Origin of the sequence: Prevotella sp. MA2016, assembly GCF_000619825.1 — a bacterium.
In the GTDB taxonomy this organism is placed as follows: domain Bacteria; phylum Bacteroidota; class Bacteroidia; order Bacteroidales; family Bacteroidaceae; genus Prevotella.
This window is the reverse complement of record NZ_JHUW01000011.1, coordinates 74,214-96,642: the sequence shown is the minus strand read 5'-3', so window position 1 is coordinate 96,642 and position 22,429 is coordinate 74,214. Positions and strand designations below refer to the sequence as shown.

Genomic DNA, 22,429 nt, shown 5'->3' with positions numbered 1-22,429 from the left:
TTAATAAAATACTTATTGATAATATTGTTTAGAATACATGATTGTGATACACTATATCAGTTTAATCGAGAATTCGATCGGTATCTTTTCTTAAATTTGGACCGAAGAGATGCTGCATATTTTATATATTTAAGAGTATGAGATATGTTATGATTTTGACTTCCGTATAATTTTCCAGTAGTGCCTGACACTCCAACGATGTCTGGCTGTATGAAAAATGGTGAGTAAGAATAATTATTTTCTTTTATGAGAGTATCAAGAAGGGCATGCTCAAAGTAGTAACCTACGGAATCATCTATTGCTTTCTTCAAATTGAGAAGCTTTATATAGAAAGTTGTTGGAGCGATTATGTATCTGCTGTCTGGAAATGATATATCAGAATTAATTGCAAATAAAATTGTGTTTATAGGAAAAAATAAACGGTGTATATTGTTAATTAGTCTGATATTCTTTATAATGAGTCGCCCAGTAATCTTTACTATACGAACTTTTTTGTATCTGTTAATTATAGTTGAATTTTCTAATGCATGTTGAATTATTTCACACTCACCTACACCTTTCCCTCTGTTCTTTTCTTTGTTTCCAGAAAAGGTTAGACATTCAAGCCTTCCAGATTTGATCTCTTTTACAAATAGCGGGCTTATATCGATATTGGAATTCTCAGTAAATACAATTTTGTAATTAGTTTTTGATATATAATAGTTTAGTGCCTTTATATACTGTGCTTTCCGCTCTTCTTGATTGTTAAGAGCAGTAAAAGACGTATTACCAGGATTAATGCATGCTGTTAGAAGTAAGATAATCATAGAATAACTAATTATTAACTTATATTAAATTTGTTAATTTAAATTTATACTCTACTCTCCGAGTAATATTTATTATATTGTTAATGCAACATCCTAATTCGTATTTCCAGGGAGCAATTGTTGACATGTAACTTTCTTCATCAGAGAAAAAAAGCAAAGGATATTCTTTTGTTTTCTTCTTCTCTGCATAAAGCCATACATTGAAGAGACGCTCCGCTAAGAATCCATAAATTCGTTGTTGGTATGGGGAGTAATTTGTTATGTCTATTCTTTTTTCGGCTTCTTCAAGTATATCAAACAACCATGTGCAGTAGGCGTCAAAATTGTCCCAATTCATAATAAACATATTACAGATAGCCATGGTGTTTTCGAGAACCAAAGCTTTCCAAAAAGCTCTAGAGTATTTTTCGTCAAGATTCTTTTTTATGATATCTTTGATTATATACATATCAAAACTCGAGTGTCCATTGCTGTAATGTGTAAAAACCGACATTGGATAATTCTCTTTTCGGGGAATAATAATCGTTCCTTTATTTACTAAGTTAATTATATCATTGGGGATAGAGAGATCGACTTTTGGAAACACTGAAGAGGGGAATGTCGTATATGGTTTGAAATGTTGGCATGCTCGATGAAAATCAAAATAACGGCGATAATGGCATAAACCAATAATATCAGTATTCTTTAGATTTTTCCATGCCCAGTAAATACCTGTTAACTCGCAATAGGAAGGATTTTTATAACTGATATTTTCACCTGTATTATCAACAGTAATACCTAGACTCGTATCTGTGATAGCTTTCCCTAATTGAATTGGGAGATATGGTTCTTGATTTGCCATAATATCGTTTTTATGGCAACAGACCAATATTTTTGTATTTAATCCTTTCATAGTTGTCTATTCTTTTGTGATAAGGCCTAAAAAACCCATTCGATCTTGATGCATAAAATGTCCAAAACCTTCTTGATTTCCTTCGCAATCTAGTATGCAACAATTTGTTGCTAGTAATTGCCATTCTACCATTGGATGGTGCATCATTAAATCGCAATAAAGTTGTCCGTTAGATAAGAATTTTGGAAGAACAATATCCTTATTTATGACAAAACTGCCTTTAGGAATGGTTTGTATCATACCACGATAATGCCCTTCCGCCAATGTGGCAAGAGGTATTCCGTCTTTAGTTCTCATTATAAGCATCACATCTGTTTTTAACTCTTCCTCTGTATATCCTTCTATTCGTAGATTTAAGAGCCCCTGGTTGGAACAAATAGTGCTATGTCGTTCTTCAGTTCCATTTATGAGAATTTTATTAAAATGAATGGAGGGCTTATGTTGCTTTATAGAATTAATAATCGCTCCACTCATATCGGTAGGAATCTCATTTAAATAGAATTTGAGAGCATCATTAATGTTACCTCTAAATGCAATTTCACCATTGTTCATTACTATACCTCTTGTGCAGAGGCTTTTGACAGCAGCCATATTGTGGCTAACGAAAAGTACAGTCCTTCCTTCGTCTTTGCTGACATCTTGCATCTTGCCAATAGCTTTCTTTTGAAACTCGGCGTCGCCAACAGCCAGAACCTCATCTACAACCAGAATCTCAGGCTCCAAATGGGCAGCGATTGCAAAGCCAAGGCGGACCATCATGCCTGAAGAATAGCGCTTGACAGGTGTGTCAACGTATTTTGCTACTCCCGCGAAATCAACAATCTCGTCAAACTTACTTTTGATTTCCGTTTTGGTCATGCCCATGATAGAGCCATTCATAAAGATATTCTCTCGGCCTGTCATTTCTGGATGGAAGCCTGTGCCTACTTCCAGCAGCGAAGCGATGCGACCTTTGATTTTGATATCACCTGTAGTTGGGGAGGTTACGCGAGAGAGAATCTTTAAAAGAGTGGATTTGCCGGCTCCGTTTTTACCAATGATACCAACAACATCGCCTTGTTCAACCTTAAAATTGATGTCACGAAGTGCCCATACAAAGCGGCTGTCGCTCTTCTGAGTGCGATCGTTGGTCTCACCAATTTTTAGATAGGGATCTTCCTTTCCTCGGATATTAGCCCACCAGCGATTGAGATCCTGGCTTAACGTGCCAGTACCGATGGTGCCAAGAATATATTGTTTGCCGACGTTGTTGAATTCGATAACTGTATTGCTCATAAGCCAATTGTATTAGATGACATCCATAAAGTTGCGCTGTACCCGGTTGAAAATGATGATACCAACCATGAGGATAGCGATTGTAAAGAAAAAGCTGTATCCAAAGTAGAACCAATTGAATTCCCCAACGCCTGTGAAGGCATATTTGAAGGTTTCAAGAATGGCTGTCAGTGGATTGGCTACAAGTACCCAAATATACTTAGGATAAGTAACCTTCATAACTGATAGCGGATAGATGACTGGGGAAGCATACATCCAAAGCTGGACACCGAAAGTGATTAGGAATCGTAAATCACGATACTTTGTGGTCATGGAAGATATAATCATTCCAAAGCCTAAACCTAAGCATCCTAACATGATAATAAGAATTGGGACGAGCAGTAGAGCTGCGTTGACTTGGAAGTCTATTCCTGATGCAAAGTAGTAGATGTAAACGACCAAGAATAGTGCAAACTGGATTCCCATCTTAATGAGATTGGAAATAACAATAGACAGAGGTACTACCAGTCTTGGGAAATATACTTTGCCAAAGATGGCTTGGTTTGCATTGAATGTGTCTGAGCATTTACTGAGACAATCCTGGAAATAGTTCCAACATACGAGACCGGCTAGATAGAAAACAGCTTGTGGAATGCCATCTGTAGAAATGCCTGCTATACCACCAAACACAAACATGAACATAATGGTGGTGAACAGGGGCTGAATAATAAACCATAACGGACCAAGGATGGTTTGCTTGTAGAAAGTTACGATATCGCGCTTGACATACATTGTCAGAAGGTCGCGATAACGCCATATTTCACCAAAATCGATGCTCAATAGGTTACTCTTGTTCGTGATTATAATATCCCAGTCTCTTGCCATTTTTTTCTATATTTGTTGCAAAGATAGCAATATATTGTTAGACAACCAAATTTTTTTAAATGTTTTTGTTGCTTATGTTGTATGTTCAGTATGGATGAAGTCTGTGTTCTTACGATCGATGTGGAGAATGTTTTTCAGCATGCGCAGAACAAGTGCAGGGATGGTAAAGACCTTAGAGAAAGAACGGAAACGAATCTCGCTGGGAATAGCTACGAATAGAGATAAGCCCAAGATGATGAGTGTAACCCACCATTTTTCACACCATGCTGGCATCGCGAATGTCATAAAGATAGAGATGGCTGTAACTAACACGATTAGTATAGAGCGAGGAATGAGAGCCTGTTGGATAGTCTTGTCAACGAAGTTGATTTTTCCATGAACCAAAGCTCCTGGTATTTTTGGAAGATTGCTCATCAGGCTTTGAACCTGGGCGGTCATCCAGCGCATACGCTGCTTTTGGAAGTTGTCCTGATTGCTGACCTTTTCGTCGAATACATGGATATCTGGTGCGTATTTTATAAATACTTCCTGGTGGAGGAGGAGAGCTTCCATTTCGCGGTCTTCTCCTGCAGTAGAAAGTTTGAATACATTCTTCCTGAATAGTTCGTAATCGAAGCACATGCCAGATCCGATCAAGGCAGATGACAGGCCAAGACGGTTGTGGGCCTTGCGGAACAGCGTGTTGTTAATCTCTTCGCTGGCACCATCGAGTACAGCCACATCGTTGTTGGCATTCTTTGCGCAGCGATGGCACTGGATGGCGTCATAAATAGAACATAAGATATTCAGTTGTGATAGAAATTCCGGGCGCACCACATTGTCGGCATCAAGCACAACTACATTGTCAAATGTTTCTGGAATTGTATCAATAGCATATTGCATGGCTTTAGCCTTTGAACTCTTTTCAAAGGTGGGCGTCAGTAATGTGATGGGAAGTGAACGGAGATACTCGTTTGTTTCTGGTTGCATGTGGTCAGAGATAACAGCCACTGTATAGAGGTCTGCAGGATAATCCTGTTCCAAAAAACGCTCAACCGCATTGATGATGACACGGTCCTCTTTATAAGCAGGGTATAGAATGAGGAATTTTGTCATACGATTAGTTAGGGCTGCAGCATGTATGGCTACGCGATCTTCTTTTTCATAAAATAACGAGATAATTGCGAAGAATGCCACATAGACTACTGAGCCTAAAATCAGCACCCAAAGTGTAATGTCGATGATGTGTAAAATCTGCCAAATCATAATCTGTAGTTTATTTAGTTGGTTTATTTCTTTTTATGAACTAATTTTGTAGTGATGATTCCCCAAAGCGTAATGAAAGGAGAGCGTAAGAAAGTGCGATCCCACATTTCATCTACCAGATAATCAGGTGTGGCTAAAGCAAAGAAGAACAATGCCAAAGAACCTAATATCCACCATTTGATTGCCATCGTCATATAGATGAAAGGTAATACTAGACTCATTACCATGATGATGCCCATCATGCTAGTACGGGGCATCAGCATCCATTGGACAAGTTTGTCGGCCCAGTCGTATTGCTTACGGAAGACGGCTCCCGGTAGGTATCTGATATTCTTAATCAGATTCTGTATCTGTTGTAATGTCCAACGGCTATGTTGTTCATTCATCTTTGTGGTTGTTCTTTGCTTTTCGCCATATAGCAAAATATTATCAAAATAATCGATAAAGTATCCTTGCTTCAGCAATAACGCTTCAAGTTCTTTATCCTCACCGGATGTCCTCGTCTTCATGACATTGGTTTTAAACCATGTAAAATCATATGCTGTTCCTGAACCGGCTAATGCAGCAGATATACCTAAGTTGATATGGCCTTTGCGGAAGATGTTATTATTGATTTCCTCAAAAATAGAACCCATACGTGCTACAGCTGTATCTCTGTTTCGGGCTATGCGGTGCATTTGGATGGCTTTGGTGGCTGCTGTTTCAAATGCATCATTCACTTTAGTCAGAAAATCTTGCTCTACGATATTGTCGCCATCTAAAATGAGTGCAATATCATAAATCTTAAATTCTGGAAGTTTTATGATTGCATATTGTAAAGACTTCGCTTTCGTGCTTTCTGCAAAATCTGGGGTGAGCAGGGTGATGGGGTATTGCGCTAGGCGCATATTAGTGATTTCTGACTGGTGGTCAGACACTACTACCACATCAAATAAACGCTGTGGATAGTCTTGGCTTAATATAGAAACTACAGTCTGTTCAACAATCTTATCTTGCTTGTAAGATGGAATGATTACAACAATGCGGTTTTGAATCTTAGCTTTGTTTTGGACAGTATCTCTATCGAAAAGAGATGCAATAGAGAAAACACCAAGGTAGAGCACTGTGCCACCTACCATGATGAACAATAACCAATCGATGATATTTAGTATAATCCAGAGATCCATGATCTATTCAAATTTAAAAGTTGAAGATTCTTGCGTCCCGTTGGTAGCAAGCGAGCAAGCTCGAGCGGAAAGATGTGATGCCTTGACAGACGGATTTTACTAGGTCAAATCTGCCTTTGATGGTATATTTTAGAATGTCGCGGGGGGCGACGATACCTATAAGGTATGTATATGATAAGTATTTGTTGATACCTTGATAATTACGTTTTACTAATAATAAGCGATTACGAGTAATGTAATAGGTGCGTAGCGGACTGTTTTGACCCGTTGTTTGGCTTTCTTTGTGAAATACAGTGCATGCAGGCTCATACCAGATCTCATAGCCAGCTCGAGTAAACATCATCGACCAGTCGAGTTCTTCGTAGTACAAGAAAAAACACTCAGGCATCAGTCCCACCTTCTCAATTGCTTCTCGTTTGATCAGCATGGCTGCGCCATGAGCATAAGAGGTGGGATGAGCTGTGTTGTATTGACCATGGTCTTCTTCGCCAAATCCGATGGCCTGGTTCCTAACGGTTATCACAGATAGGGGAGTATAGCCTGCGAACTGGATAGGGTTATTGCCCCATGCAAAACGTAGTTTAGGACAGACAATGCCAACTTTATCCGACGACTCTAATCGTTGAATAAGCGCCTCTATATTATAATCTTTGAAGTATGTATCGTTATTTATAAGAAGAATATATTTTCCCTTAGCTTCTCTAATTCCTAAATTGTTGCCGCCAGCAAAACCTAAGTTCTTGGCGCTTCGGATAACCTTAACTTGTGGAAAACGCTCAGAAATAATGCTGGCTTCATCTATTTTTGAGGCATTATCTACCACTATCACCTCCATGTCATTATTGAAGGGGATGGAATCAATTAGTTCACAGGTATCTTTTACCCCGTTGTAATTGATAGTAATGATAGATAATCTATACTCGTGCTGCACGCTTTCTTTCTAGTTTTAATCGTTTCTTTTCTTCTTGTATTGCTAATCGTTGTTGCTCATATTTAATCCATTCTGGCTCAAGATATGGTAGTAGATATACGATAGCCATTCCTCCATAGAATGTTAATCCGTTAGGATACTGGAATATGACCTGATTAGCATAGCCTCCTAATTGAATGGCGGTAAAAGCTGCACACATGCCAGCTCCAATGCCAATTAATGATGGGCTTTTAAGCTTAAACAATACAATGTATGAGGCACCCATTAGTATTATTATCATACAGAGAGCAAAAATAGATACCCCTATTACACCTGTTCTTACCCAAATGAAAACGTATTCAGAATCTGGAGGAATCTGTGAAACTATTTTGAATTTGTTCCAAGCAGGGATGTCTTTTTCAAACATTCCAATCCCAATGCCCCAGGGTGCATCCTTCATGTATTTTGCAATGGCAGCCTTGTTGATATCACGTACATTCGCTGATGCATCAGACTTATTAAATGCAGATCTCATTCTGCGGATTTGTTGATTTCCATTTCCAATATTTGTAAATATAAGAAATCCTAATAATATTGCCCCCACGATTGCGCTTGGAACCATAATGCGAAATGATTTGGAAAGGACAAGAAATACACCAAACCCTCCCACCATACATAACATGGCTGTACGTGTTCCTGATTGGAACATACCCCATATTACTGCTATCGAAACAATGAAAAAGAAGATCTTATCTTTCCTTATTTTTGTTGTGATTCCAAATATTATAAATGCAAGAGCGGCACTTGCTGCATGACATCCATAGTTGGCTGCATCAGAAAATACTGACCAATATCTGATTAAAGTGCCTGCCTGAAGTAGGTGCGTATTCATGCCTGCGCCATACAAAAAAGAAGTCTCTTCATCTGTTAGTCCAATATTGATCATCTTCCATGTCCAAAATGCAGAAAATAGCGAAAGCCATGCCCATAGTTTTAAGTATCTGATCAGAATTTGTGGAGAGGTCATGTAGAGACTAAATACAACTAATATCCATAATAGTTGAAATGCCATTAGGCGCGCACCTGTAAACCAAGCAGTTAGATTAATGCCAAGACCGCATGTGTTGTTGAAAATTTCTACAATACAGAGTCCAAACCATATTGAGATAGCTAATAACATCATGTTAAATATCCTTCCAAAATGTGCCTCTGTTCGGGTGTCAATGATTGCTATCACAATCAAAAGGAGCTCAATGGCTTCGTCAACAAGTGAAAGTGGTACAGGAATATAGATGTTTACATTTTTAAAAGATACAAAATAATTAGCAATGATGAGTCCCCAAAATGCAGCCATTCTCCATTTGAAAATAGTATAGCCAACAAAGATCAAAATAGGTGATATGCATATAATTGCAAAGGTGTTTAGGCCGCTATGAAGAAATTCATAGATTGCAAGCAAAAATAGGAGAAAGAGCACAATAACTCTTCCTCCGTTTTCATGGGCGTATTCGGATATTCTGTTTGAATAAACTTTATTTACCATTTATTTCGCATGACTATTTTCAACTGCAGTCAGTCCCATCTGCGACATCCTATAGACGAAGTTGTTGAATGATGTGTATGGTGGTAACTGACCTACGAACTCCTCAACGGCGTAACGTTGGCATTCTGTCAGGTACATAAAGAGAGTATTCTTGTTCTCTAAACGTTCATTCAATTCCTTTAACGCTTTCTGATCCACATCTTTCCAGGTGCGGTTAGCACGAGTTACCATTAGGTTGACGGTGCCCATATTGAGCAAGGCTGGAGGAATTGAATTGTCATCCAAGTTTGGATATTCTACGATGGCGATTTCATTAGGGAGCAAGTCAGGGCAGATATCCTTGATATCCTTTGCCATGATAAAGCGGCTATCTTCAGCTAAATAATCTTCGTCGTATGTGATGCGGCGTACCTGCAAACCTATCGAAATCCAATAGTTTTCCAATTCCTGGGCAATATAACTCTTGCCATTGGCTGCATCCGTTGAAATCAAATTGAGCACATTCTGTTTACCTTCTTCGAAGTGAGGAAGCAGTGCCTTGCTTAACTGACGCAAAGCCATGTCGGCGATGGTCTTGTTAAAGCGACGATAACGCAGGTTGCTCTCCTTGGGGAAACAGCCCATGACCGGAATCTTGGTGATATGCTCAGAACGCAAACGATCTCGAAGGGTGCGGTCGAGCAATTCTATAATGAAGAAGTATAATGCAGTGAACATGAAAGTCATTATGAATGCGCCTAATAAGATCATCGATCTATTAGTTGGTTGTGCATTCATTGGGAACATAGGTGGATTGAGTACACGAAGCGTTGCTGTGGACATCTGCAGGTTCTTTTGGCGAAGACGAGCAGAGTTCAGTGCCTTCAACATCTCCATATAGTTTCCCTCAATAAATGCAATATGTCGATCTTTTCTTGCTAATGTAGCACCAATTGGAGCATAATACAGAATCTCATTGTCTAACTTTTCGCGCATGATATCCTGAGCAGATTCTTGCGCTTTGGCTTTTTCCAAAAGTAAAACCTGATCCAACCATCTTCCGACCATATCACTCGCTTTGACACCTGATTCAGTATTGTAATTGCCTGCCTCTATATCTTTTACCAAACTTCTAACATTAGTTGATGCACTCTGAAGCATCCTTTCTGCTTTTGCAAGTTCTAGTTGAGATTCAACTTCATTTCCGCTTCCTCCTTCACTATTCATCAGTCTGAGATTGGAAATACGTGATTGTATGCGGGAAATATCTGTCACTTGGTTGGTGAAATCTTTATTGGCCTTGATGATTTTGGCTCTGTCACCAAGCTGGCGCTCCAGATAGTTCATCAGGGCGCGGGTAGTTGTTTTGTCAATAATAATATTATTGTCTGAAGATTTCTGGCCTGCATCAAGTGATGCCAACTGGCTTGTTTGCTCACCATAATTGATAATTCGTTTCTCGATATTGTAACGAATAAGATCATCTTCTGCATTTGTCAGAATACGATATAGGCGCGCCACTTCGCGCTCGAAGAATTTGATGACATTATTGGTTTCGCCATAGCGGAGTAAGCTGTATTGACGGGCGAAGACTTCGTTCAGAATATCCAACGTATTATAGGCTATACCTGGATCATTACAAGAATAGCCTATATCAATAATATCACTTCTGGATAATTGAACTACCTTTAGTCGGCTGGTAATACTATTTATACCAAAATATTGGTGATAATTAGTCAATCCAAATACATAGTTGTCGGCAGAAGGGCGTTCATAGGCTTTAAGATTGGCGTATGTCGCATTTTCGCTATTGTGATTAATCAATGCTTTTACCTCAGTAGGCACGCTGTTGTATAATTGACGGTAATGCTCGGCTGAAATATAGTTATTATCTTTGTTGGCATTGCCATACATCATACAACGGGCAAACAGGCGCAATGAAACTTCGTGTACTGTGGCGTCTGTCGTGATTAAAAGCATGAGGTTGGTAATGTTTGTTTGCGAATTACCACCCGCTGTACCTGTTCCTCCTTCAAGATTATAGCCAGTAATCATACCGGTATAAATGGTCGTGTTGGTGTCGAAAACACGTTCCATATCACGTGTGGAATACCAAGCAATTACCAATGCAATCATTGGTAAGATGATGAGGTACCATCTTATTTTATTTAAAAATCTGACAATATATCTGAATAGATCCATAGTGGCAATTATTATTTCTTATGTTTTTTTGCTGCTTTGGCAGCAGCTTTGGCAGCTTTGGCCTCGGCTTTAGCTGCTTTTAAATCTGCTTTGGCAGCTTGGGCTTCTGCTTTTGCCAATTTCTTTTCTAAAGCTTCTTCTTTTTCTTTGTCTTCTTTTTCTAATCGTTTGATACGTTTCTCTGTAGCTTTGTTCTCTTTTGCAATTTCCTTGACAGATTTATTGATACTTTTGTCAAGTGTTATTTCTGTTGTTGCATTAGTAATGATTGGGGTGTGAGTTAATATCTCTAATGTTATAATGTCTGTTGTAATTTCTGTCTGAAGTCCTTGATAACCAGACACCTGTCCGCTTTCATACATTTTTGTAGATGCATAAGACGCAATTTCCATATTACCATTTTCGAATTCCTCTTTGTTCAAGGCACCTGCTCCTTGATAAGCGGCAGCTGCTTCGCCTAATGTTTTAAGCGATACTAGGTTGTTGGTGATCTTGACAAATAAAGAAGCAATCTGAAGCTTAAGCTGGTCGTAAGCTATATCTTTTTGAATTACTGCTTGCTCTGCTTCAATTCTTTTACGTTTTACAGCTGCAGTTAAATCCAAGATGTCTTCTACAGGTATAGCTAAGCCAACACCAATATTCCAATAGGATGATTTTGAGCCTTGATATTGATAGATTGTTTGAGAATAGGCTGACTGACTATTACCCCACATGTCTCCAATGCCATAGCTATAGCTGGCATGACCAGTTAAATAAGAGAAAATATGTCTCTTTTGTTTGGCTACCTCAGCTTCTGCTAACTGTCTGGCTTTCTCTAAAGAGAGAATTTGAGGAGTCGATTTCGCATTCTCGAACAATACTGCCAAAGGAGGCAGGTGAAACTCCGAGAAATTGATGTCTTTTTCGTTACTGGAGTCAAAGAATCCCGCACTTATACCGCTCTCGTTGAACTGGGCGAGGGCAGTGGCGCTTGTTGAGGCAATGGCGAGGATAAATATCAATCGTCTGAATCTGTTCATGCCAACAAATTTTAGTTATACATTCTCCTTCTGAACGAAGGCAAAGAAAGTACGGAACAAAATCTTCATATCCAGCCAGAAATTATAAGTCTGACCGTACTTGATATCAAGTTGCTTGCGCTCTTCGGCTGACATCATGCCGCCTTTGCCACGCTCTTCTACCTGCCAAAGACCTGTGAGACCTGCAGGGGCCATGAAACGGTCGATGCTGGTGTCGATGGTGAGTTTCTCAGCTTCGTAGAGTGGGAGAGGACGGTTACCGACAACCGACATGTCGCCTTTGAGAATATTGAAGAGCTGTGGCAGCTCGTCGATACTGAACTTGCGAATGAATTTACCGACTTTTGTAACTCGGGGGTCATTTTCAATCTTGACGAAAGCGTTGGCAATTTCTTCTTTCTTTTCTTTGCTGTAGTCTGTTTCAGAGATGACAAAATCATCACCAACCAGCATGACTTCATCATCTGAAATCATCATGTCGGTATCATCTGAAATCATCATATCGGCTCCCAAACTTGCCATATTTTTAGGTTGCTGTTCGGGTTGTTTGTTCATCTCGGCATACTGATTTCCTGCCTCCTTGGCTACATCTTTCAGACGCTCCTCTGCATCTTGATACATAGAGCGAAATTTCAAGAAATTGAATATGGTGTAGTTGGCACCAACACGCTTTGATTTGAAAATAATCGGTCCTTTGCTCTCCAAACGGATGGCAATAGCCGTGAGTATAAAGATGGGAGAGGTGAGAATGAGCATAATCAATGCAAAGAATACATCAAAAATTCTCTTCCATGCAGGAATCTTGAATCGCAACATGCGATATTTGGCTTGTTGGTCATCAAATAGCATGTTCTCACGGTCGGAGATAAACTGAATCTTCTTGTTAAGCTCTGTGATAGAAGCGTTGCAATCAAGGGTGTCGTTGATGCCGCTCTTCTGATAAACGGAGCGGTCTTCCGGCGTGAAATCCTTGGTGAGCAGAATGATATAAATGTGCTTATTTTTTTTCTTTAAGTAGGTGATAGCATTAATATCAGCGCTTTGCTCACTTTGTTCGTAAAAGACAATAAAATGCTCGTTGCGGACGTGCGTAGAACACGCTGACGCCGCATCTTTGTAGTTTCTTGTGTATTGCACCAGCCGGCCGGGGATGTATCTGAGACGCTCCTCGGTTTTGGGGTTGCTGCCAAGATATACAACACCTATCATATTATTCTATTTAGGGAATAATCTTTTTTACTCGTATCTTTAACTCCATGGGGTTGAAAGGCTTGACAATGTAGTCTTCGGCACCAATCTCCAACAAGCGGATACGCTCACTGGTGGAGTCTTCACTGGAAAGCATGATGACTGGAATCTGCTTAAACAACTCATTCTGCTTAATCCATTCCAAAAAGTCGTCGCCACGCATTCCTGGCATACGAATATCTGAGATGATGAGGTCGGGGGTGTTGCCTGCCTGCAACCACTTTACACCCTGCAAACCATCAGGCAACCACTGCACATCGTAGTCGCTCATCAGATAGATTGAGAGAACCTTTGCAATGGTCTCTTTGTCGTCAAGTATTAATATTTTTTTCTTCATATATGAATTATATTAATTCTGGTAATTATGTTATTCTTTTGTGCAAAGGTAAAAAAAAAAATTAAATTCGATTCAAAAATGCATAAAAAAATCACTTTTTTATCGAAAAAAGTAGTTTTTATTAAATTATTTAGGGAAATTTGCATTTGAAACGTATTATAAATAAAGATTTATAAATCATATAATTATGGCAAATAGATATCTATTAGGTTTTGATGTTGGTAGCTCGTCAGTGAAGGCATCATTGGTAAATGCCGATAGCGGCAAGTGTGTGGCAACTGCTTTTTATCCTGAAAAGGAAGCTCCTATAATGGCTGTTAAGGCAGGTTGGGCAGAACAGGATCCACAGATGTGGTGGGAGAATGCCAAACTGAGTCTTCAGAAGATTATGAAAGAGAGCGGTGCCACTGCTGAAGAAATAAAAGCTGTGGGAATCTCGTATCAGATGCACGGCCTGGTTTGCGTGGATAAGCAGCTTAAAGCTCTGCGCCCTGCTATTATCTGGTGCGACTCGCGTGCAGTGCCATATGGCGAGAAGGCATTTAACGAACTTGGAGCTGATCAATGCTTGAGTCATCTGCTGAATTCACCTGGTAACTTTACTGCTGCTAAATTGGCTTGGGTAAAGGAAAATGAACCGGAAATTTATAGCAAGATCTACAAAGTGATGCTGCCTGGAGATTATATTGCTATGCGACTGAGCGGTGTGGCTAATACTACTGTGAGCGGCCTTTCTGAGGGTATGTTCTGGGACTTTAAAAACAATAAAGTTGCCGACTTCCTGATGAGTTACTATGGATTTGATCATTCACTGATCGCTGACATTGTTCCTACTTTTGCTGAGCAGAGTGTAGTTAGTGCTGAGGCTGCTGCTGAGATTGGATTGAAAGCTGGTACACCAATTACTTACAGAGGTGGCGACCAGCCTAATAATGCATTGTCGCTTAATGTGCTGAATCCTGGTGAGATTGCTGCTACTGCAGGTACTTCGGGGGTGGTTTATGGCGTGTTGGGAGATGTGAACTATGATCCTAAGAGCCGTGTAAATACTTTTGCTCATGTGAATCATACTGCAGAACAGACTCGCTTAGGTGTGTTGCTTTGCATCAATGGAACCGGTATCCTGAATGCGTGGACGCATCGTAATATCACTCCTGAGATTGGCTATGCTGAAATGAATGACTTGGCTGCCAGTGTGCCTATTGGTAGTGAGGGTGTAACTGTTATTCCTTTTGGAAACGGTGCAGAGCGTGTGTTGGAAAATAAGGAGATAGGTTGCTCTATTAATGGATTGAATTTCAATAAGCATAATAAAGCTCATTTGGTGCGTGCTGCACAAGAGGGTATTGTGTTCTCATTCTGCTATGGTATGGAGATTATGAAGCAGATGGGTATGGATATCAAGAAGATTCATGCTGGTAAGGCGAATATGTTCCTGAGCCCATTGTTCCGTAATACACTTGCTGGTGTGAGCGGTGCTACTATTGAACTGTATGATACAGATGGTTCGGTAGGTGCTGCAAAAGGTGCCGGTCTTGGTGCTGGTATCTATGCGAATGCAGCTGAAGCTTTTGCTTCGCTTGATAAGCTTGAGGTGATTGAGCCAGATGCTAAGAATCGCGATGCTTACCGCGCAGCCTACGAGGCTTGGAAAGAAATTCTGAAAAAGAATATGTAAATAAAAAAGTTTGAGCTCGCTTATTGCGGGCTCAAGCTTTTTTTATACCATTCAAACAACTTTTTGACACCATCCTCGATTTCAACTTTGTGCGTCCAACCGAGTGAGTGAAGTTTTGATACATCAATGAGTTTTCGCATGGTGCCATCAGGCTTAGTACTGTCAAATTCAACTGTTCCTTTGAAATCTACAGCCTTAACTACCAGTTCGGATAGCTCGCGAATTGTAAGCTCTTTGCCTGTTCCAACATTGATATGGCAGTTGCGAATCTCGCCAAGTTTTGGAATGGCACCTCCACGCCCAGCAGAGTGGTTGCGATCGACAGCGCCATCTGTTGATGCACCGTAATGAACTGAAGAATATTTCTCGATGCCAATAATGTCGCTGAAATTGACATTAAGAAGCACGTGTATTGAAGCGTCGGCCATATCTTCACTCCACAGGAACTCACGAAGTGGTGTGCCGGTTCCCCAGAGTGTAACCTTGTTGTTCTCAATACCGTATTTGGCCAAAACTGTCAAGATTTCCTGCTGAGAAGCTTCGCCATTAACACCTTCTACGGGGCGCTTGTTTAAATCGATGGCAATTTTGTCCCATGCACCATCATGGATGAGTTTGGCCAGATAAACCTTGCGCATCATTGCTGGCATGACATGACTGTTCTCCAGATGGAAATTATCGTTCGGGCCATATAGATTAGTGGGCATAACGGCGATATAGTTGGTGCCGTATTGCAGATTGTATGACTCACACATCTTTAGACCGGCAATCTTTGCAATGGCGTATTCCTCATTGGTGTACTCCAGTGGTGAGGTTAACAAGCAGTCTTCCTTCATGGGTTGTGGCGCATTCTTGGGATAAATGCAGGTGGAACCTAAGAAGAGTAACTTCTTGACGCCATGTGCATAGGCCTCACTGATGACATTACACTGTATCTTCATGTTCATCATAATGAAGTCGGCGCGGTAGAGTGAATTGGCCATAATACCGCCAACAAATGCTGCAGCCAAAACTACTGCGTCGGGGCGCTCTTCATCAAAAAACTTTTTAACTGCAACTTGGTCAGTCAGATCAAGTTCCTTGTGGCTGCGACCAACCAAATTAGTGTAGCCACGTTGAACCAGGTTATTCCAAATAGCGGAACCCACAAGTCCGTGGTGTCCCGCTACATATATCTTACTTTCTTTACTGAGCATCTTCCATGTGAGCTTTTAGAAATAGTTTCTTGACAAACTTCATGTCGTGCTGAACCATTATCTTAACAAGGTCTTCGAATGAGGTCTTCTGAGGGTTCCAGCCAAGTTTGGCTTTTGCTTTAGCTGGGTTACCTAACAACTGATCAACCTCGGCTGGACGGAAGTACTTGGGGTCAACTTCAACAAGGGCTTTGCCTGTAGCCTTGTCATAGCCTTTCTCATCAACACCATCGCCGCGCCATTCAAGTTCGATGCCTACTTCTTTAAATGCCAGAGTTGCGAACTCGCGAACGGTGTGATACTCACCGGTGGCGATTACAAAGTCATCGGGTTCTGGCTGCTGCAGAATGAGCCACATGCACTCGATATAGTCTTTTGCATATCCCCAGTCGCGCAGTGAATTCAGATTACCTAAATACAATTTGTCCTGATAACCCTGGGCAATACGGGCTGCTGCCAGTGTTATCTTGCGGGTGACGAATGTCTCGCCTCGGCGCTCACTCTCGTGGTTGAATAAGATACCATTGCAGCAGAACATATTGTAGGATTCACGATAGTTCTTCATAATCCAGAAACCATAAAGTTTTGCTACAGCGTATGGAGAACGAGGGTAGAATGGAGTGGTCTCGCTCTGAGGAACCTCTTGCACCTTACCATAGAGTTCAGATGTTGATGCCTGGTAGATACGACATGTGTCGGCCAAGCCGGCAATACGTACTGCTTCCAGCAGGCGAAGCACGCCATTGGCATCGGTGTCTGCAGTATATTCTGGTACGTCAAATGAAACTTTTACATGACTCTGAGCAGCGAGGTTATAAATCTCGGTGGGGCGAATCTTTGAAATGACGCGAATCAGGGAAGAGGAGTCGGTCATGTCTGCCCAATGGAGATTAACAAGGCGGGCTTTCTTCATGTCACGCACCCACTCGTCGAGATACAGGTGCTCAATACGGGCTGTGTTGAATGAAGAAGAACGGCGCATGAGACCATGAACTTCATAACCTTTCTCGATGAGAAATTCTGCCAGGTATGAACCGTCCTGACCGGTAATTCCGGTGATAAGAGCTACTTTTTTATCCATTATTATTCTTTATTAATTATTTCCAGAGAATTGTTTGATGCGTTGCTCCTCTGACAACTTGCAAATGAGCAAAGTGTCGTTATTCTCGGCAACGATATAGCCATCAAGACCTTGAATGACCACTTTCTTTTCCTGCATCGTATGGACAATGCAATTGTGGCTCTCAATCAGGCTGACATCGGGGCCAATGCTTGCATTACCATAGAGATCTTTCTTGCTTTGCTCATGAAGAGATCCCCATGTGCCTAAATCGCTCCAACCGAAATCGGATGGGCATACGAATATTTCTTCGGCTTTCTCCATGATGGCATAATCGACCGAAATGTTCTCGCATTCGGGGAACAAACGATTGATTTCTTCCTGTTCTTTGTCTGTACCGTATATGGGAAGAAGCGACTCGAACAGTTTTGCCATACTTGGCTGATAGATACGGAATGCATTGACAATGGTATTGACATTCCAAATAAAAATGCCTGCATTCCAGAAGTAATAATTCTTCTTGATGTATTCCTGAGCAGTTTCAAGATTGGGCTTTTCACGGAAAGAATCAACTCTAAAAATCTCTTTGTTGCGAAGTGAACTGGTGCTGAGGTCGGCCTGAATATAACCATAACCTGTTTCTGGGCGATTGGGCTTCATTCCCAACGTTACGATAGCATCGGTTTCACTGGTGAACTGCATGCACTCCTTAATAACACGCTGGAACTCTGTCTTGTCGGTTACAATGTGATCGCTTGGTGTTACAATGATGTTGGCTTTTGGATCTTTTGATTTGATGCGCCAACTAACATAAGCAATACATGGGGCTGTGTTTCTGCGGCATGGTTCACAGAGAATGTTTCCTGATGGCATGTCAGGCAGTTGCTTTTTGACAATGTCCTGATAATTCTGATTGGTAACTACCCAGATGTTTTCGGGTTTAACCAAATTGCCGAATCTTTCTACCGTTAACTGAAGTAATGTTTTGCCAACGCCGAGAACATCAATGAATTGTTTGGGGTTCTCGGTAGTACTCATGGGCCAGAAACGGCTACCAACACCGCCTGCCATGATGACCAAATGGTTGTTTGTTCTTGCCATAATCGTTGTTTGCTGATAATATTGCGCAAATATACTAAAAAATGCAGAAAATAAAGCATAATTCGGCAAAAAAATGCTTGTAATGCTGATTTTTCTTAATTTTTCTTAAGTTTTCGCTTTATTACGAAATAGATAACTGCCAGAATCAGTAATCCTAATATCACAAACTTGATGTATTCGGCATATTCGCTGATTTTGTCGTTTAATTGATCCTCTGGTACGATTGCGTGCAAATACCAACCCAACAATGCTAATATGCTATGCCATCCACCTGCACCGATGGTGGTGAACAGAAGGAATTTGCCATAATGCATACGTGCCAAACCTGCAGGGATGGAAATGAGATGACGAATGACAGGGACAAAGCGGCCTGTAAGCGTGGCAGCGATGCCATGGTCATCAAAATATTTCTCACTTTTCTCTACTTTCTCTTGGGTGAGTAGGCACATCTTGCCCCATTTGCTGTTGGCAAATCTATAGATGACAGGGCGTCCCACATATAAGGCTACAAAATAGTTGATGCTAGCACCAATATCGGCTCCTAATGTGGCATACAATATCACTAAGAATACGTTTAATGACCCACTGGCTGCATGATAGGCTGCAGGCGTTACTACAAACTCTGATGGAATGGGTACTACTGTACTCTCTAATAGCATCAGAAAGAAAATGGTTGGATACCAACCAAGCGTGTTGAGAATGTTGGTGATAAATGTCATATTAATCGTCTGGATGTTTTAATGCGTATTCGTAATAATCTTTAGGATTCATATCGTCAGGGAAGAAATCACCTAATACGGCCTTGGCTTCCTCCGGGTTGCAATCGCAGGCCTTCTTCAGATAGTATAGAAACTCATCATTCTTCTTTAATTCATTACAACATAAGGCTAGGTAGGCATAGCCTTCATTGAAATCCTTGTCTACAGTATTATAGAAATCAATGTAGGCATTGTAGGCAGATTCGAAAAACTTGTTGTCGTGGTAAGAGATGATGATTCTGAGTTTAACTCTTGGATTGTTGCCAGAATCTTTCAGTACCTTTGCAAATATTGCCTTTGCTTCTTCATCTTTGTTGTTCATTAGAAGAATGTGACCTTTGGTAATGTCCATTAGAAGATGGTTGCAATCCAATTGATCTGTCATGTCCATGCACCATATGGCTTTATCCATTTGGCCTAATGTGTTATAGGCAAAAGCCATCTCTTGATAAATGTTTGGTAGAAAAACAGAGTCGATTGCTGCTACACTGACGGCTTTTTTGAGTTTTTCTAATCCTTCCTTTACTAAGTGTTTGTTAATCAGACAAGTGGCCTGATGCAAATAACCGGACTCGTCATTAGGGAATTTCTCGGAATATTTTTGGAAATACTTAAGTGCCTCGTCAAGATTCCCCATCGTAAACAGGGTGCTGGCTTTTAATAATATAGCTTCGGCATTTTCTGGATCGATGGCAATGGCATATTCGCTGCTGGTAAGGGCACCCGAGTAGTCTTCTGTCATATACTGAACGCCTGCCAATGCATTCCAGTAATTAGCGGAGTATGGGTTCTTGTCGAGCAGCTCGTTGAAGAGCTTCTCGCTGTCTTTGAATTTTCCTAAGCCGAAAAGTGTGCGAGCCATCAGTTCTTTGACTCCTAAAGAATTGGTGTCGGCGATACGGGTTATCCATTCAAAGGCTTTGGAAAACTGATTGTAATCAAGATACAAATCTACAACGCTTTTCACAAAGTCGGCATATTCTTCCCCTGACAGATCTTTGAGGTATTCTAACAGCAAATTATCGGCGCTATTTATATCTTTTTTCGCAACAAATATTTCGGCGCGTAGATATACGGCTTCTATACTATCTAAAGGGTTTACTTTATCGACATATTCTTCAGCTGTTTTGAAGTCGTTAGCATCTAAGGCCTTACGAGCTTTGTAGAGCATCGGACCAATTGCCTCTGGATTGTATTCTATTGCTAAAGAAATAGCTTCTTCAGCTTCGTCTAAACGGTTATAAAAGCGGTAATAGTCGGCAATGTCAGTCAAGTCATCGGCGTCCATATAGATATGTTCGCCCGACTTGACTGACTCCTCATATTGGCGTAAGATTTCTTTAAAATCCTCGCTTTTGAAATAATCTAAATCTTCTGGCACTATTTAAATTTTATTTTTTCCAAGTGTCCTTGAGCCCTACAGTCTTATTGAAAATTGGCTTCTCGGCTGTAGAATCGGTATCTGGTGTGAAGTAGCCTATGCGCTGGAACTGCATATAGGTAAGCGGTTTCATGTTGGCTGCATATGGCTCGATGTAGCACTTTTTGAGAATATGGAGCGAGTCTGGATTAATAATCTCTTTCATCGCTGTCACTGCATCGCAATTCTTCTCTTCGCGGATAGCTGCCATGTCATCGCGAGGATTCTCTACTTTCCAAAGACGATCGTACAAACGAACTTCTGCCTCTACAGCATGCTTGCAGCTTACCCAGTGCAGAGTCTTGCCTTTAATCTTACGGTTAGAGCCAGGCATGCCGCTGCGGGAATCTGGATCGTAGGTGCAGTAAATGGTGGTTACATTACCATTCTCATCTTCATCGCAAGGATGGTCTTCATTACATTTTATAATATACGCGTTCTTTAAGCGCACTTCCTTGCCTGGGGCAAGGCGCATAAACTTCTTCTCGGCCTCTTTCATGAAGTCGTCACGCTCAATCCAAAGTTCGCGGGTGAACTCAATTGTATGAGTACCGTCGGCTTCGTTTTCGGGGTTGTTGATAGCGGTGAGCTGCTCAATCTGATCCTCTGGGTAATTGGTAATAACAACTTTGACTGGGTCGAGCACAGCGCTGACACGAATGGCACGACTGTTCAGATCATCGCGTACAGCACTCTCTAAGAGAGCCATATCGTTAAGGGCATCAATCTTGGTATAACCAATCTTGTCGATGAACTTAATGATACTCTCTGGACTGTAACCACGACGGCGGAATCCGCATATAGTTGGCATGCGGGGGTCGTCCCAACCGCTAACCATACCATTCTGTACCAATGCCAACAGATTACGCTTTGACATCAGGGTATAATTGAGGTTCAGCTTGTTGAACTCGGTCTGACGTGGACGATTGTCCTCGATGTTATCGGTCTCACCTTTCCACTCCTTCATCCAGGTTACGAACAGATCGTAAAGGGGACGGTGCTCAACAAACTCGAGTGTACACCATGAGTGGGTGACGCCTTCCAGATAGTCGCTCTGACCGTGAGTGAAATCATACATAGGATAAGCGTTCCACTTGTTGCCGGTACGGATATGAGGAATGTTGAGTACACGATAGATAAGGGGATCGCGGAAAAGCATGTTGGGGTGAGCCATGTCGATCTTGGCGCGAAGAACCAGTGTGCCTGGTTCGCACTTACCACTGTTCATAAACTCGAACAGCTTCAGGTTCTCCTCAACAGGACGGTCGCGATACGGACTGTTGGTACCAGGACTGGTGGTGGTGCCCTTCTGCTGAGCTATCACTTCGGCACTCTGCTCGTCAACATAGGCGCGACCCTGCTGAATAAGCCATACAGCAAAGTCCCAGAGCTCTTGGAAATAGTCGCTGGCATAATAAACGTTGGCCCACTTGAAGCCCAGCCATTTAATATCGTTCTCAATGCTTTCAATATATTCTGTATCTTCCTTGATAGGATTCGTGTCATCGAAACGCAGGTTGCACTGGCCGCCATATTTCTTTGCCAAGCCGAAATCAATGGCGATGGCTTTGGCATGTCCAATATGCAGATAGCCGTTGGGCTCAGGAGGGAAACGGGTCTGTAGTCTGCCACCGTTCTTTCCTTCTGCAAGATCATTGATTACTTTCTGCTCAATGAAGCTAACGCTCTTTTTCTCCTCGTTTTCGTTCTTAATAATCTCTTCCATA

19 protein-coding genes are annotated in these 22,429 nt (G+C 41.2%); 1 reads left to right on the top strand and 18 read right to left on the bottom strand.

All coding sequences use genetic code 11. From position 1 onward, the window contains the following. Nucleotides 1-56 precede the first annotated feature (56 nt). The 12 genes from T360_RS15020 to T360_RS0109090 all read right to left on the bottom strand — a co-directional run bounded on the left by T360_RS15020 (nt 57) and on the right by T360_RS0109090 (nt 13,489). Nucleotides 57-806, bottom strand: coding sequence for a hypothetical protein (locus T360_RS15020; RefSeq protein WP_051523484.1), 750 nt, complete (start codon nt 804-806; stop codon nt 57-59). A gap of 19 nt (nt 807-825) precedes the next feature. Beyond that, entirely contained in the window at nt 826-1,698 is an 873-nt protein-coding gene (locus tag T360_RS15015) for a DUF4422 domain-containing protein (RefSeq protein WP_081772760.1), read from the bottom strand. Nucleotides 1,699-1,704: 6 nt separating this feature from the next. After that, on the bottom strand, nt 1,705-2,973 hold the full coding sequence (locus T360_RS0109135) for an ABC transporter ATP-binding protein (RefSeq protein WP_028912515.1): 1,269 nt from the start codon (nt 2,971-2,973) through the stop codon (nt 1,705-1,707). A gap of 12 nt (nt 2,974-2,985) precedes the next feature. Then, nucleotides 2,986-3,837, bottom strand: coding sequence for an ABC transporter permease (locus T360_RS0109130; RefSeq protein ID WP_028912514.1), 852 nt, complete (start codon nt 3,835-3,837; stop codon nt 2,986-2,988). A gap of 72 nt (nt 3,838-3,909) precedes the next feature. Then, nucleotides 3,910-5,082 carry a glycosyltransferase family 2 protein gene (locus tag T360_RS0109125; protein ID WP_028912513.1) on the bottom strand — a complete coding sequence of 391 codons (1,173 nt, stop codon included), beginning with the start codon at nt 5,080-5,082 and terminating at the stop codon, nt 3,910-3,912. Nucleotides 5,083-5,105: 23 nt separating this feature from the next. Beyond that, nucleotides 5,106-6,248 carry a glycosyltransferase family 2 protein gene (locus T360_RS0109120; protein ID WP_028912512.1) on the bottom strand — a complete coding sequence of 381 codons (1,143 nt, stop codon included), beginning with the start codon at nt 6,246-6,248 and terminating at the stop codon, nt 5,106-5,108. A 13-nt stretch (nt 6,249-6,261) separates the two neighbouring features. Then, nucleotides 6,262-7,179, bottom strand: coding sequence for a glycosyltransferase family 2 protein (locus T360_RS0109115; protein ID WP_028912511.1), 918 nt, complete (start codon nt 7,177-7,179; stop codon nt 6,262-6,264). Continuing rightward, complete coding sequence (locus T360_RS0109110; protein ID WP_028912510.1) at nt 7,163-8,701, bottom strand: O-antigen ligase; 1,539 nt, start codon at nt 8,699-8,701, stop codon at nt 7,163-7,165. The genes T360_RS0109115 and T360_RS0109110 overlap by 17 nt, the downstream gene beginning before the upstream one ends. Beyond that, nucleotides 8,702-10,882, bottom strand: coding sequence for a hypothetical protein (locus T360_RS0109105; protein ID WP_028912509.1), 2,181 nt, complete (start codon nt 10,880-10,882; stop codon nt 8,702-8,704). An 11-nt stretch (nt 10,883-10,893) separates the two neighbouring features. After that, nucleotides 10,894-11,904, bottom strand: coding sequence for a TolC family protein (locus T360_RS0109100; protein ID WP_036929309.1), 1,011 nt, complete (start codon nt 11,902-11,904; stop codon nt 10,894-10,896). Nucleotides 11,905-11,919: 15 nt separating this feature from the next. Then, nucleotides 11,920-13,113, bottom strand: coding sequence for a sugar transferase (locus tag T360_RS16635; RefSeq protein WP_028912507.1), 1,194 nt, complete (start codon nt 13,111-13,113; stop codon nt 11,920-11,922). A 10-nt stretch (nt 13,114-13,123) separates the two neighbouring features. Beyond that, on the bottom strand, nt 13,124-13,489 hold the full coding sequence (locus T360_RS0109090) for a response regulator transcription factor (RefSeq protein WP_013063705.1): 366 nt from the start codon (nt 13,487-13,489) through the stop codon (nt 13,124-13,126). A 187-nt stretch (nt 13,490-13,676) separates the two neighbouring features. Between T360_RS0109090 and T360_RS0109085 the strand changes: the two genes are divergently transcribed. Then, nucleotides 13,677-15,167 (top strand): xylulokinase, encoded by a 1,491-nt coding sequence (locus tag T360_RS0109085; RefSeq protein ID WP_028912506.1) that lies wholly within the window; start codon nt 13,677-13,679, stop codon nt 15,165-15,167. Between the two features lie 20 nt (nt 15,168-15,187). On the opposite strand, the gene T360_RS0109080 is transcribed toward T360_RS0109085, so the two are convergent. The 6 genes from T360_RS0109080 to T360_RS0109055 form a co-directional block, all read right to left on the bottom strand. Continuing rightward, nucleotides 15,188-16,363, bottom strand: coding sequence for a GDP-L-fucose synthase (locus T360_RS0109080; RefSeq protein ID WP_028912505.1), 1,176 nt, complete (start codon nt 16,361-16,363; stop codon nt 15,188-15,190). Next, nucleotides 16,353-17,444, bottom strand: a complete 1,092-nt coding sequence (gmd, locus tag T360_RS0109075) for a GDP-mannose 4,6-dehydratase (protein ID WP_028912504.1) — start codon at nt 17,442-17,444, stop codon at nt 16,353-16,355. Before gmd ends, T360_RS0109080 begins: the two co-directional genes overlap by 11 nt. Before the next feature lie 12 nt (nt 17,445-17,456). Beyond that, nucleotides 17,457-18,524 (bottom strand): mannose-1-phosphate guanylyltransferase, encoded by a 1,068-nt coding sequence (locus T360_RS0109070; protein WP_028912503.1) that lies wholly within the window; start codon nt 18,522-18,524, stop codon nt 17,457-17,459. 95 nt (nt 18,525-18,619) lie between these two features. Continuing rightward, the gene (locus T360_RS0109065; RefSeq protein WP_028912502.1) at nt 18,620-19,243 is read right to left on the bottom strand and encodes a DedA family protein; all 624 of its coding nucleotides are present in this window, start codon (nt 19,241-19,243) and stop codon (nt 18,620-18,622) included. A gap of 1 nt (nt 19,244) precedes the next feature. Further along, on the bottom strand, nt 19,245-20,663 hold the full coding sequence (locus T360_RS0109060) for a tetratricopeptide repeat protein (protein ID WP_028912501.1): 1,419 nt from the start codon (nt 20,661-20,663) through the stop codon (nt 19,245-19,247). A gap of 10 nt (nt 20,664-20,673) precedes the next feature. Beyond that, a complete protein-coding gene (locus tag T360_RS0109055) occupies nt 20,674-22,428 on the bottom strand; it encodes a glutamine--tRNA ligase/YqeY domain fusion protein (RefSeq protein ID WP_028912500.1) in 1,755 nt (584 codons plus the stop codon). Nucleotide 22,429: the final 1 nt, after the last annotated feature.

What these genes read in the sequence shown, in the direction of transcription:
- T360_RS15020 (WP_051523484.1), bottom strand. Translation starts at nt 806, where the DNA reads ATGATTATCTTACTTCTAACAGCATGCATTAATCCTGGTAATACGTCT.
- T360_RS15015 (WP_081772760.1), bottom strand. Translation starts at nt 1,698, where the DNA reads ATGAAAGGATTAAATACAAAAATATTGGTCTGTTGCCATAAAAACGAT.
- T360_RS0109135 (WP_028912515.1), bottom strand. Translation starts at nt 2,973, where the DNA reads ATGAGCAATACAGTTATCGAATTCAACAACGTCGGCAAACAATATATT.
- T360_RS0109130 (WP_028912514.1), bottom strand. Translation starts at nt 3,837, where the DNA reads ATGGCAAGAGACTGGGATATTATAATCACGAACAAGAGTAACCTATTG.
- T360_RS0109125 (WP_028912513.1), bottom strand. Translation starts at nt 5,082, where the DNA reads ATGATTTGGCAGATTTTACACATCATCGACATTACACTTTGGGTGCTG.
- T360_RS0109120 (WP_028912512.1), bottom strand. Translation starts at nt 6,248, where the DNA reads ATGGATCTCTGGATTATACTAAATATCATCGATTGGTTATTGTTCATC.
- T360_RS0109110 (WP_028912510.1), bottom strand. Translation starts at nt 8,701, where the DNA reads ATGGTAAATAAAGTTTATTCAAACAGAATATCCGAATACGCCCATGAA.
- T360_RS0109105 (WP_028912509.1), bottom strand. Translation starts at nt 10,882, where the DNA reads ATGGATCTATTCAGATATATTGTCAGATTTTTAAATAAAATAAGATGG.
- T360_RS0109100 (WP_036929309.1), bottom strand. Translation starts at nt 11,904, where the DNA reads ATGAACAGATTCAGACGATTGATATTTATCCTCGCCATTGCCTCAACA.
- T360_RS16635 (WP_028912507.1), bottom strand. Translation starts at nt 13,113, where the DNA reads ATGATAGGTGTTGTATATCTTGGCAGCAACCCCAAAACCGAGGAGCGT.
- T360_RS0109090 (WP_013063705.1), bottom strand. Translation starts at nt 13,489, where the DNA reads ATGAAGAAAAAAATATTAATACTTGACGACAAAGAGACCATTGCAAAG.
- T360_RS0109085 (WP_028912506.1), top strand. Translation starts at nt 13,677, where the DNA reads ATGGCAAATAGATATCTATTAGGTTTTGATGTTGGTAGCTCGTCAGTG.
- T360_RS0109080 (WP_028912505.1), bottom strand. Translation starts at nt 16,363, where the DNA reads ATGCTCAGTAAAGAAAGTAAGATATATGTAGCGGGACACCACGGACTT.
- gmd (WP_028912504.1), bottom strand. Translation starts at nt 17,444, where the DNA reads ATGGATAAAAAAGTAGCTCTTATCACCGGAATTACCGGTCAGGACGGT.
- T360_RS0109070 (WP_028912503.1), bottom strand. Translation starts at nt 18,524, where the DNA reads ATGGCAAGAACAAACAACCATTTGGTCATCATGGCAGGCGGTGTTGGT.
- T360_RS0109065 (WP_028912502.1), bottom strand. Translation starts at nt 19,243, where the DNA reads ATGACATTTATCACCAACATTCTCAACACGCTTGGTTGGTATCCAACC.
- T360_RS0109055 (WP_028912500.1), bottom strand. Translation starts at nt 22,428, where the DNA reads ATGGAAGAGATTATTAAGAACGAAAACGAGGAGAAAAAGAGCGTTAGC.